The organism is Thauera sp. 2A1 (assembly GCF_009469595.2).
GTDB lineage: Bacteria > Pseudomonadota > Gammaproteobacteria > Burkholderiales > Rhodocyclaceae > Thauera.
Genome location: NZ_SSXV01000010.1, coordinates 107,816 through 120,229, shown reverse-complemented (window position 1 = coordinate 120,229; position 12,414 = coordinate 107,816). Strand labels below are relative to the sequence as shown.

The following is a 12,414-nucleotide window of genomic DNA, read 5'->3' as shown; positions in this document are numbered from 1 at the left end:
TGAGTCACAATACTTGTAAGATGCTCCAGTCATTAGCGTTAATTATTGCGATTTGGTGCGGTGGGGCAGCCTTTGAGCAGAATATAGAAGTGCTGCACTCTGAAATAAAATTCCTCGGCGATAATCTCAAACCGCAGAATATAGCTTCTCGCCCGGATGCGCATCTCGCCCCTTTCTTGATGCATTGGGAGAAACCGCTTGCCAGATCAGACGACGAGCTCCGTGCGGTCATGGACACAAAAAATCCGCTGCAAATTTTTTCGCAGGCATTTCGGTTGTTAGTTCGCTATCAGCGAACGAAAGACGAATCAGCTCTAGTTCGCGCGACGATGTTAATCGACTATATGTTAGATGGCTATAAGCCGTCGGAAGTGAGTTCGGGTGTAAAGCGTTGGCTTTATGGTTTTGATTACAAGTCTTATGTAGATATTCGTTCCCCGTGGTGGTCTGGTATGCCAGACTTTTTCGGTCCTTTAGTGCTGTACGCCGCTTGGGAGATCACGAAGAATCCGAGATATCTCTACGCATCAGTTGGCAGTGCTAAGCTGGCTTTACTCGGTCCGGAACAGGGTGGGGTAATCTGGAGGTCGTCGAAGGGATGCTGGATTTCCTCTTATGTTTGGAACAATATTAGCGATCAGCAGGAATTCTTTGTACTTAATGGTCATTTATGGGGGTTGCAGGCGCTTTATCTTCTGGCGTCGGCTACGGGGGAGAAGGCCCTTAGAGATGGGTATGAGTGTGCAAGGCGGGGGTTTTTCAATCGAGAGTTAGATTTTTATAATAATGAAAAAAGTTGGACGTGGTATCAACTGAACCCAAAGGTAATCAATCCAACACATTATAACTTGCTTGAATTGGCTCAGTTTCGCGCTCTGCGCTTGATTACGGGAGATCGAGCTTATCGGCGATCTGAGAATGCTCGGAGAGTGGCTTTTGAGAGAGGATACCCTTTGGTCGTATCGAGAGGCAGAGATGGCCAGTTGTGGGTAAATTTTTCGATGATCGGTCCTCCCCACCCGTACTGGACAGATACATATGCCGTTAATGTGAACTGCTTTACTAATGGTGTTCGAATAAGTAGAACTGGTGATAAGCAGTACAGCAGTCACTCGCTTGATCAGAGGCTTGTTGTTCGCTTTCCCATTCCGAAGCGCCCGTCACAATGTCAGCTTGCTGTTGAAAACGGCGTCGATGTTTACGTATACAAAAAAGATAAATTCCTTGTGGTCGAAGATTCGAAGCAACTAACCGAAGGAGGGCAGCTTTCGGGGGTTGGTCTGGATGCTAGAAGCGCGAGAAAAAATAGAGTTGTGATAGCTCGTCGGGCCAAGGTTTTGTCGGGCAGTACTGATTCTCTGAACGATGAGGCGCGGATTACGTTTTCAGTTGAAGGAAAGTTAGGCTCTGATGCAATGTTGGCTATTGTTCTTCGGTCAGAGAAGCGTGTGCCACTCGGCATGTTTCTGGAGGATCGGCACGGGGTCCGCAGCTCTCGGTATTATCCGGCGCTTGAACCGAATTTAGATAATATCGTGATCGTAAATCGTCTAGGCTTTGATGGTAACGATGCTCTTGTTTCTGCGCCAGAATCGCTTACGTTAAGAGTGTACACGGCCAATGTGACGGACGACTTCTCGATTGATGTGGTTGGTTATTATTTATTGTCCGGGCCAGTGGATGTGAATGCGTTCTTTTTGAAGCATGCAGGGGCGCATTTTATCCAGCAATGATTGAGTCTCAGTGGTTCCAATGTTGAAATTGAATATGATCGATTCGCAGTGTGAAGATGTAGTGCGAGGACGTTAGCGTGAGTTTAAGGCAGCTCGATTTTCGTCGTTTTGTTAAGTTAGTTTTTTGCTTCTCGATTGGTGCGCTAGTTCTTGCTTGTGGTGGTGTTTTTGCGTTCTTAAATTACGCGCCTAGAGTTGATTGGGTTAACTTACAGAGTAATGCAGCTTGGTCTCCACGTGACTCCAGCGGAGAGCTAGTTTTCGGTGGCAGGATTTGGGTGTTTGGTGGATGGTTTGATTCGGCCGCTAGTTCGTTAAGGGATGTTTGGTCTTCTGCTGATGGTGTTGTTTGGGAAAGGGTAACGAACGAGGCACCATGGCGACACAGCGATTTTCCTATGACGATAGTGCATGGCGGAGCAATGTGGGTGATTGGCGGATGGGCTGACGGACGACTGCCGACAAGTTCTGCAAGTAACTCTGTTTGGAGTTCGAACAATGGTAAGGAGTGGTCTGAAATAAATAGCCGGGCCCCATGGTCGCCACGATTTGCCGCTGGTGTGGTTAGTTTCAAGGGGCGAATGTGGATTCTTGGAGGGATAGAGGAATATCATAAAGCCAAAGAGGGGAAGTTAAGGAATGATGTTTGGAGTTCATCCGACGGGAAGGATTGGAGGCTGGTTAAACCTAATGCGGATTGGGCGCCGCGTGGCTTTGCTCGTGCAATTGTGCACAAGGGACGGATGTGGATAATGGGGGGCGGGAACTATGTGCCCGAGTATGAAGCCCGGAATGACGTTTGGTCGTCTGATGATGGAGTGAATTGGATTAGAGAGCCGGATGCGCCTTGGGGCGAGCGACTCTGGTTCTCCTTGTTAAGCGATGGGGAGTATATGTTCGTGCTTGGCGGGTGGTCAAAAGACACGGACAATTACGGCGATGTGTGGGCGTCGAAAGACGGGAGGCTATGGTTTCCCGTTTGTGCCGAACACGCCTGGAAGGCTCGTCATGCTCACTCGGCTTGGATCTATGATGGATTGCTATGGCTAGGTGGAGGGCATGCGCGCCCTTTGAGTAATGAGGTTTGGCAGCTCGATATGCGAAGTTGGCGGGTTAAATACATGCTTAGACGGGCTGCGCTGCTCGCACATTTTGGGTTGGATCGATTGATCTGCAATTAAGTGGATGCGTCAGAGACGTTTATGGGTACGGCGTTTGAGGCGAGAGTTTAATTGAGCGCATGTGAGTCCTTTCGGCAGTATCGGCCTGATATTGATGGGCTGCGTGCAATTGCTGTCGTTGTGGTTGTCTTGTTTCATGCAGATATCGGGTTTGTCGAAGGTGGCTACGTTGGTGTCGATGTCTTCTTCGTGATCTCGGGTTACCTGATCACGGGCCATTTATTGACCGAGATGGGGCGGGGCGCGTTCGCGTTTTGGGGTTTCTACGAGCGCCGTGTCCGCAGGATATTGCCTGCATTGACGGCGGTCGTCGCATTCACGCTGGCGGCAGGAAGCGTCCTGCTGGTTCCGGGGGAGTTGATCGAGAGCGGGCGTGCTGCGCGCAGCATCGGATATTTCTCGTCGAATCATCTGTTCTGGCGGACGCAAAGTGATTACTGGAATCAGAATGCGCTTGCGGTTCAGCCTTTGCTGCATACATGGTCGCTTGCGGTCGAGGAGCAGTTCTACTTGGTGCTGCCGTGCTTGCTGGTACTGGCTTACTGGTTGAGGCGCAGGGGCGATGTGCCCGGGAATGGGATCAAGCTGAAACCCCCTGTGCTGGAGATGGCCCTGCTTGCTGTCGCGTCGCTTGTCTTCAGCGTTGTGTTGATGCGCTTGGATGCAGCGGCTGCCTTCTATCTGCTGCCAGCCCGAGCCTGGGAGTTGCTGGCCGGCGGTCTGCTCGCGGCCTGGCTGGCAGGAGGGCGGGAGCGGCGTGCGAGCGTGCCCGTTGCGAACATATGCGGATTTGTCGGGCTTTTATTGGTGATAGCGCCGATCATCATATACACGGACACTACGCCTTTTCCCGGAGTTAGCGCCTTGCCGGTCGTACTCGGGGCCTGCCTGACAATCTATGCGGGATCATGCAGAAAGCCGTCCATGATTTCGCGGGCGCTTTCATTGCGGCCGCTGGTGGTCGTCGGCCTGATTTCCTACTCGTTGTATCTGTGGCATTGGCCGCTGCTGGTCTTCTTTCGTTCGGCGGGCTGGTATGCGTGGGGTTTGCCTGAGATTCCGACTGCCGGGATCATTGCTATCGTATTCGGTGTTTCGTGGTTGTCGTGGCGCTGGATCGAGCGGCCGTTTCGCCGCAAGGCTGCCGTGGGGCGCCGGTTGCGCGCGACATTGGGAGCGGGAGCCGTCGTGTCGATAGCCATGTTTGTCATGGGGTCAGTCGTCATCGAGATGGGACGCGATTCTTCAGGCCATGCCAGACTGTTGCCCGAATCGGTCGTGCAGTTGGGAGAGGACGTGCGGCTGGTGCCGGGCGTTCGCTGCGAGAGTAACCCGGATCCGGTTGCGATACGTGAGGGAGCGGCTGGCTGCCGGCTTGGCAAGTCCGAATCTCTCGCGGATGTTCCCGAATTTCTGCTGCTCGGCGATTCGCATGCGCGCATGTGGGTCGCGGGTCTGGACCGGCTTGCAGGGGAGCTCGGTGTTTCCGGGGCAGCATTCACTTATTCGAGTTGCACGCCAGTGCGGGGGTATATCCCGCCGAGCCGGCCGGAATGCGCCAGGATCATGGACGCGCTTCTCGATTTTGTCGCCATGCAACCGGTTCGTCGAATTATCCTCGCCGGGTATTGGGTTGATTCGGCAGGTGCAGCGAGGTCTTCGGGTGTTGGCAGCGGTTTCGACTTTTGGGCGGCAATGGAGCAGACCGCGGCGTTCCTCCGCCGGGCGGGCAAGGAGGTGATATTCATCGAAGATGTACCGGAGCTCGCCAACGACTTGGTGCCGTATCGGAAAGGAATCGAGAGTATCAAGGGCCGGGGGCAGGCCGCTTTCGGTCCGTCCCTGAAAGAGCATCTGTCGCGTCAGAGCGCCGCGCTGGAGGTTTTCGAACGCATGCGGGAGCAATCGGGGATTCGGACGTTGTCGCCAACGCTCGCACTGTGTGGGACGGGACGATGCATGGTTGCGCGGGACTCTCGTACCTGGTATCGGGACACGCATCACTTGACGGACTATGGTGCGACTCAGTTGCGAACGATGTTCCAACCGGTGCTTGTCGGGAATTGACCAAATTGGAAGCGCTGGGCCTTACCTCACGACTCATTGCCAGGCAGATACCCTGCACGTTATTCGGCCGTGCGGAAGTGTTCAGGGGAGCGTTGGGTGTCGCCTTCCATGATTCTGGAGAGCGGTTCTAGATATGACAGCGTCTTTCGTCGGGTCGGGAGTCTGGCTGGAGTTTCTTGTCATGAATGATTGGTGGTTGTTACTGGCCGTCGCCGGCTCGTCATTTGGCCTGACATGGGTACTGCGTCGCTACGCCTTGGCACGCAGTCTGTTGGACGTTCCAAATGCGCGCAGTTCGCATTCGGTACCTACGCCGCGTGGTGGAGGGGTGGCGATCGTCGTCACCTTCTCGCTTGCCCTTGCGTTCATGGGTGCGACGCAAGCATTGCCCTGGTCTCCGGTGGCGGGGTTGCTTGGAGCAGGCGCCTTTGTAGCACTGGTGGGTTTTCTGGATGATCACGGCCATATTGCCGCGCGCTGGCGCTTGCTGGCGCATTTCGCCGCCGCGGCATGGGTCCTAGTGTGGCTGGGCGGAGCGCCTCCATTGAAGCTACTTGGAACGACGTTCGATTTGGGGTGGGCGGGGGCCGGCTTGGCTGCAGTCTATCTGGTCTGGCTGCTCAATTTGTACAACTTCATGGATGGCATAGATGGCATCGCTAGCGTCGAGGCGATCTGTGTGTGCGTGGGTGGGGCGCTGCTTTATGTACTGCTGGGTAGGCCCGACTTGGCCCTGTTGCCAATTCTGCTTGCTGCAGCAGTGATGGGTTTTCTGTACTGGAACTTTCCCCCCGCACGTATCTTCATGGGCGACGCGGGTAGCGGCTTTTTGGGTATCGCGCTGGGAATCATGTCGATCCAGGCGGGTTGGGAAGAGCCGAGGCTGTTCTGGGGCTGGGTGATCGTGCTCGGTGTGTTCGTGGTGGACGCGACCTTCACCCTGGTGCGCCGACTGCTGCGTGGCGACAAAGTGTATGAGGCGCATCGCAGCCACGCGTATCAGTACGCGTCGCGCCAGTTCGGGCGTCATCTGCCAGTGACGCTGGCGGTCGGCGTGATCAATCTGCTCTGGTTGCTCCCCATCGCGCTGCTGGTGGGCGCGGATAGGCTCGACGGGGTGCCAGGTGTCGTGATTGCCTACATCCCGCTTGTTTTCCTGGCGATCAAGTTCCGGGCGGGTGAATTGGAAGTGAGGAAGGCTACATGAGCAAACGAATCATCGTTATTGGTGCGGGCGGCCATGGACGGTCAGTGGCAGAGGTGATTATGCTGCTCGGTCGAGACAGATTGGTCGGCTTTGTCGACGACGGTGCCGATGCGGATTCGAAGGTTTGGAGTTATCCCGTTCTCGGGACAACTGCCTCGCTGACCGCACATCGTGAGATTGCCGATGCTGTGCTGGTCGCGATAGGCAACAACGCCGTCCGCGAGAAGCTTCATGCTCGCGTGCGCGAAGCGGACTTCGAGTTGCTTACCGTGATTCATCCCATGGCATTCGTGTCTCCAAGCGCGACGCTGGGAGAAGGCTGCGCGGTGATGGCGGGTGCGGTGGTGGGGACCGAGGCCGATCTAGGCGAAGGGGTGATCGTCAATTGCGGTGCGACCGTCGATCACCACTGCAAGGTCGAAGCCTTTGGCCACCTCGGTGTGAACGCCTGCATGGCCGGCGGCTCTGTGCTGGGGCGTGGGGCCTGGATGCAGGCAGGCTCCGCGCTTGGCTACGGGGTGCACGTCACCGCTTCCAGCGTTCTCATTCCGGGTGAATCGCTACGTTAAGGGTTGCGGATACAATCCGTTCCTTAACAAGCCCTTGCGTTGGCGCCGTCATGTGCCTTCGCGTTCTGTACCCCCATGCAAATATCGATACGTTCCGCGCTCGTCTTCCTGTTCGACCTCCTTGCCGTAGTTCTGGCCTGGGTCGGTGGTTTTCTCATCCGCTTCAACTTCACCTGGCCGGCAGGCTACGGCGACAAGGTTCTCCTTGGCCTGGGCATCCTGCTCGTGGTGCATGCCGTCGCCTGCCGCTGGGCCGGCCTGTACCGCGGCATGTGGATTTTCGCCAGCCTGCCGGATTTGAGACGGGTGCTGAAGGCCGTGGCGGTGTCCTCTCTGGCGTTGGTCGCGCTGCTTGCGCTCGATCGGAGCACGGGGCCGGCGATTCCGCGGTCGATGCTGGTGCTCTATCCGCTGCTGTTGCTGATTGTGATGGGCGGTGGTCGCGCGGCTTGGCGGATGTGGAAGGAGCATCGCCTATATGGCGGGCTGATCGCTGCGGGCAAGCCGGTGGTGGTGGTCGGCGCCGGCAGCGGCGGGGCGATGCTGGTGCGGGAACTCGAGCGCAGCCCGGATTGGCGGGTGGTCGCGCTGGTGGATGACGATCCGGCCAAGTGGGGGCTGGAACTGTACGGTAAGCCGGTGGCGGGGGCGATCGGCCTGCTGTCGCAGGTTCTGCAGGACTACAAGGCGGACCATGTGATTCTCGCCATGCCGTCTGCCGCGAATGAAGCCTTGAAACGCGCGGCCGACCTCGCGGTGCGCGCCGGCGCGCACGTGTTCACCGTACCCGGCCTCGAAGACCTGATGAACGGCAAGGTCGCGATCAACGCCATGCGGCCGGTGGAGATCGAAGACCTGCTCGGGCGCGACCCGGTAAAAATCGACGCCGCCCACGTGCAGAAGATGATCACCCGCAAGACCGTGCTGATCACCGGTGCCGGCGGGTCGATCGGCAGCGAGCTGTGTCGCCAGGTCGCGCGCTTTGCGCCGCTGCGGCTGGTGTTGTTCGAGGCGAGCGAGTTTGCGCTGTACAGCATCGAGCAGTGGTTCCGCGTGCATCGGGTCGATGTCGAAATCGTGCCATTGGCGGGCGACGTGAAAGACGCCGCCCGCCTCGACGAGATCTTCGCCACCTGGAAGCCGCAGCTCGTCTTCCACGCCGCCGCCTACAAGCACGTGCCGCTGATGGAAGTCGGCAACGCCTGGCAGGCGGTGCGCAACAACGTGCTCGGTACGCTGCTCGTCGCCGCGCACGCGCAGCGCCACGGCGCCGAGCGCTTCGTGCTGATCTCCACCGACAAGGCGGTGAACCCGACCAACGTGATGGGCGCCACCAAGCGCCTGGCCGAGATGGCGTGCGAGGCGCTGCACAGCGCCGGCAACGGCAGCACGCAGATGGAGATGGTGCGCTTCGGCAACGTGCTGGGCAGCACCGGCAGCGTGATCCCGAAGTTCGCCGAGCAGATCGCGCGCGGCGGACCGGTCACGGTGACGCACCCCGAGATCAACCGTTACTTCATGTCCATCCCCGAGGCGGCGCAGCTCGTGCTGCAGGCGGCGGCGATGGGGCAGGGCGGGGAGATCTTCGTGCTCGACATGGGCGAGCCGGTGAAAATCGTCGACCTGGCGCGCAATATGATCCGGTTGTCCGGCTACAGCGAGGACGACATCCGCATCGAGTTCACCGGCCTGCGCCCGGGCGAGAAGTTGTACGAGGAACTGCTCGCCGATGCCGAGGAGACCCGCGAGACGCCGCACCCCAAGCTGCGCATCGCGCGATCGCGGCCGGTGAATGGGACTTTCCTCGAAGAGCTGGAGCAGTGGCTGGCACAGCCGGGGCCGGTGGCCGATGAAGAGGTGCGGATGGGGCTGAAGCGCTGGGTGCCGGAGTATGAGCCGGCGCGGCATTGAATCGAATAGCGCGCAGCAGCCAGGATACACTTCATGCTCGATGCAATGGCTGCGAGCAATTGCTAATTGAGGAGACAGGGTGCCGACGATCTTGAGGGTTGAGGGTTATCGACTGTATTTCTACAGCCACGAACCCGGAGAGCCGCCTCATGTCCATATCGACAAAGGATCTGCGACAGCCAAAGTATGGTTGCACGATGGGTCGGTTGCGAGAAGCTCGGGTTTCACGGCCCAGGAGTTGGGCAAACTGCAGCGCCTTGTGCGCGATGAACAAGCCGTGTTGAAAGGAGCATGGGATGCATTCTTTGGCACATGACACCGACGTTCGGGTGATGAACGTAAGGGTCGATGAAGCTCGTCTCGAGGTCGACCTCATGGACGGTCGCACGATTGCGGTGCCGCTGGCATGGTACCCACGGCTGGCGAACGCCACGGTCGAACAACGAAGCCACTGGGAATTAGCCGGTGGCGGGTACGGCATTCACTGGCCGATGATCGATGAGGACTTGAGCACGGAAGGCTTGCTCCGCGGTGCGCGGGCACCGCAGTGGTCGTAGGTTGGAGAGAAATCGAGAAATCGGGGTCTGACCCCGATTTCTTGATCCTGTGAGAATCGATTCCGCCCACCTCAAGGATATGATCGGGGCCAAGACCGTGCTGATCACGGGCGCCGGCGGCTCGATCTGCAGCGAGCTCTGTCGTCAGCTCGCCCGCTTTGCCCCGGCGCGGCTGGTGCTGGTGGAGGCGAGCGAGTTCGCGCTATACAACATCGAGCAGTGGTTCCGCGTGCACAAGCCCGAGACGCCGATCGTGCCGCTGGCCGGCGACGTGAAGGACGCCGCCCGCCTCGACGAGATCTTCTCCACCTGGAAGCCGCAGCTCGTCTTCCACGCCGCCGCCTACAAGCACGTGCCGCTGATGGAAGTCGGCAACGCCTGGCAGGCAGTGCGCAACAACGTGCTCGGCACGCTGCAGGTGACGGCGCACGCGCAGCGCCACGGCGCCGAGCGCTTCGTGCTGATCTCCACCGACAAGGCGGTGAACCCGACCAACGTGATGGGCGCCACCAAGCGCCTGGCGGAGATGGCCTGCGAGGCGCGGCACAGCTCGGGCAAGGGCTGCACGCAGATGGAGATGGTGCGCTTCGGAAACGTGCTGGGCAGCACCGGCAGCGTGATCCCGAAGTTCGCCGAGTAGATCGCGCGCGGCGGGCCGGTGACGGTGACGCACCCGGAGATCAACCGCTACTTCATGTCCATCCCCGAGGCGGCGCAGCTCGTGCTTCAGGCGGCGGCGATGGGGCAGGGCGGGGAGATCTTCGTGCTCGACATGGGCGCGCCGGTGAAAATCGTCGACCTGGCGCGCAACATGATCCGGTTGTCCGGCTACAGCGAGGACGACATCCGCATCGAGTTTACCGGCCTGCGCCCGGGCGAGAAGTTGTACGAGGAGCTGCTGGCGGACGCCGAGGAAACCCGCGAGACGCCGCACCCCAAGCTGCGCATCGCGCGCTCGCGGCCGGTGGCGGAGGGTTTTCTGGACGAACTGGAGCATTGGCTGTCGCAGCCGGGGCCGGTGGCGGACGAGGCGGTGCGGATGGGGCTGAAGCGCTGGGTGCCGGAGTATGAGCCGGCGCGACATTGAGGGGTTCGCCGCGGGCGTCTGCTTGGTCGAGGTCGAGAATGAAGAAGAGAATTGGCAATAATCCCAAACGGCGGATCATCGAGGGTACGCTGCCGGACATGGCAGCCAGAGAGGCGCTGCTGACCCGGATAAACTACGTGGGCAGCGGCCATCACAAGCTCTACCCTGCGGATTACGGCCTGGAACGAACCAACCCGCGGCCAACGTCATCCGTCTGCGATGCGGTGAAACCCGTGCTTCTGGCGGAGGCGTCGGACCTGTTGCGCCAGGGGGTGCTGCGGGCGATGCTGAGTACTTATGGCCAGGACGGCTTTCCAAAGTACATCTGGTCCGTTTCGCTCGACGGCACCGTATACGAGGCAAAGACCCATCCAAATACGCCGGGGCAGTACCACGGCTATCCGCTCGAGAAAGAAGACAGTTTGCGCGACGAGGTGATTGAGGCATGGGAGGCCCGATGAAAGACGCCTGGGAAATAACCGCTGGCTGGGAGTCGCTCGACAGGGGCAGTGATGAGGAGCGTGCGTGCTTTGCCGCATTGGGTATTCGCGCGCATTCGATCTGGCTAACCGAGGGAAATGACGCGATTGTTAACCGCCTGCGCCAGGCGCCGTATCTATCAGCCTACGATTTGGCCGAGTGGCTGGCATGGAACTGGTGGCGTCTGCGTTGGGAGCCGCGCTCGATGTTGGACGGATGGGATTTCTCGCACCGGCTGACGAGCATCGGGGGGGGCTACATATGGCCGGATCTCACGATCTTTTGTGACGGCGAGCGCACGGTGCTGTTGTCCCGCGCTACGCCGGAGCGTCCGGAGACGCCTTTCCGGTACATCAACCAGGTGGCGCCGGTCATTTCGGCGCTCGATTTCGAGCGTGGCGTGGATGATTTCGTGACGCAGGTGATCGAGCGCCTCGACGCAATGGGCATTCGCGACTCGAACCTTGCCCGGATCTGGCGCGACGTGCAGGAGGAGCGCGTGGATCCTGAGCAGGGGCCTCGGCGCAAGATCGAGGCGTTGATGGGGGTGGATCCCGACGAGTCCGATCCGGATGTAATTGAGCGGGTGCTGGTGGACGCCCGACGTCTGGGCTTGGGGGCAATGGAAGAGCTTGCAGCGGATGTGGGTAGCAGCGGTGGCGTCCGTGAGGTGTTTTCCGCAGATCAATTGACCGAGCATGCGAGGCGCAACGGTTTTGCGGCGGCATTCGACGATGCGGTGCAGCTCGCGGATGCGTTGACGACACCGGCCCGCGCCCAGTTGCCTGCGTGGCAACTGGGCGCCGAGGCCGCCAAGGCGCTGCGTACGCAGGAGCGTTTGGGCTGCGACGCGATCGACGACGCAGTGCTGGCCGCGCTGATGGGCGTGCGGGCGGAAGCGTTGATGAAGACGAATGCAGATGCAGTGCTCGCAATTTCATTTGGGCTGAAGCAGGACGCCGGGGACGACAGAGTGCTGCTGCGCTCGCGATATGCGACGGGCCGACGTTTCGAATTGGCCCGCCTGCTGGGAGACCGATTGCTTGGCAAAGCCGGCGATGCGCTGTACCCGGCGACGCGTTCCACGACCTATCGGCAGAAGGCCCAGCGTGCGTTTGCGGCGGAACTGCTGAGCCCTTTCGACGAGGTCACGGCCATGTTGGACGGCGATTACTCGGCCGAGAACCAACAGGAGGTGGCCGAGCATTTCAAGGTTTCGGAGATGACCATCCGGACGCAGTTGGTCAATCACCGTGTACTCGATCGTGAAGAACTCGAGTCGGGCGAATTCGCCCTCGCGGCCTGACGCGCAACATGATCCGGCTGTCGGGCTACAGCGAGGGCGACATCCGCATCGAGTTCTCCGGCTCGCGGCCGGGCGAGAAGTTGTACGAGGAGCTGCTGGCGGACGCCGAGGAAACCCGCGAGACGCCGCACCCCAAGCTGCGCATCGCGCGCTCGCGGCCGGTGGCGGAGGGTTTTCTGGACGAACTGGAGCATTGGCTGTCGCAGCCGGGGCCGGTGGCGGACGAGGCGGTGCGGATGGGGTTGAAGCGCTGGGTGCCGGAGTATGAGCCGGCGCGGCATTGAGCCGAGCGGTGCGCAGCAGCCGGGATACACTT

9 protein-coding genes and 2 pseudogenes are annotated in these 12,414 nt (G+C 59.5%); all 11 read left to right on the top strand.

What is annotated here, in order from left to right:
• The first annotated feature begins 20 nt into the window (after positions 1-20).
• Complete coding sequence (locus tag GH664_RS11390) at positions 21-1,733, top strand: D-glucuronyl C5-epimerase family protein (RefSeq protein WP_194270386.1); 1,713 nt, start codon at positions 21-23, stop codon at positions 1,731-1,733.
• A gap of 1,232 nt (positions 1,734-2,965) precedes the next feature.
• On the top strand, positions 2,966-4,981 hold the full coding sequence (locus tag GH664_RS11385; RefSeq protein WP_153168184.1) for an acyltransferase family protein: 2,016 nt from the start codon (positions 2,966-2,968) through the stop codon (positions 4,979-4,981).
• A gap of 181 nt (positions 4,982-5,162) precedes the next feature.
• A complete protein-coding gene (locus GH664_RS11380) occupies positions 5,163-6,188 on the top strand; it encodes a glycosyltransferase family 4 protein (protein ID WP_153168183.1) in 1,026 nt (341 codons plus the stop codon).
• Positions 6,185-6,757 carry an acetyltransferase gene (locus GH664_RS11375; protein ID WP_153168182.1) on the top strand — a complete coding sequence of 191 codons (573 nt, stop codon included), beginning with the start codon at positions 6,185-6,187 and terminating at the stop codon, positions 6,755-6,757. The genes GH664_RS11380 and GH664_RS11375 overlap by 4 nt, the downstream gene beginning before the upstream one ends.
• 75 nt (positions 6,758-6,832) lie before the next feature.
• Positions 6,833-8,668, top strand: coding sequence for a nucleoside-diphosphate sugar epimerase/dehydratase (locus tag GH664_RS11370; RefSeq protein ID WP_153168181.1), 1,836 nt, complete (start codon positions 6,833-6,835; stop codon positions 8,666-8,668).
• A gap of 79 nt (positions 8,669-8,747) precedes the next feature.
• A complete protein-coding gene (locus GH664_RS23865) occupies positions 8,748-8,984 on the top strand; it encodes a DUF4160 domain-containing protein (protein ID WP_153168180.1) in 237 nt (78 codons plus the stop codon).
• Positions 8,965-9,225 (top strand): DUF2442 domain-containing protein, encoded by a 261-nt coding sequence (locus GH664_RS11365; RefSeq protein ID WP_153168179.1) that lies wholly within the window; start codon positions 8,965-8,967, stop codon positions 9,223-9,225. The genes GH664_RS23865 and GH664_RS11365 overlap by 20 nt, the downstream gene beginning before the upstream one ends.
• 79 nt (positions 9,226-9,304) lie before the next feature.
• Positions 9,305-10,312, top strand: a pseudogene (locus GH664_RS11360) (UDP-N-acetylglucosamine 4,6-dehydratase family protein).
• A gap of 38 nt (positions 10,313-10,350) precedes the next feature.
• Positions 10,351-10,773: a hypothetical protein gene (locus GH664_RS11355; RefSeq protein WP_153168178.1), complete on the top strand. Its 423-nt coding sequence runs from the start codon at positions 10,351-10,353 to the stop codon at positions 10,771-10,773.
• Complete coding sequence (locus GH664_RS11350; RefSeq protein ID WP_153168177.1) at positions 10,770-12,098, top strand: hypothetical protein; 1,329 nt, start codon at positions 10,770-10,772, stop codon at positions 12,096-12,098. Before GH664_RS11355 ends, GH664_RS11350 begins: the two co-directional genes overlap by 4 nt.
• A pseudogene (locus GH664_RS23855) lies at positions 12,095-12,382 on the top strand (polysaccharide biosynthesis protein); the annotation flags it as partial. The gene GH664_RS11350 and the pseudogene GH664_RS23855, both read left to right, overlap by 4 nt.
• Positions 12,383-12,414: the final 32 nt, after the last annotated feature.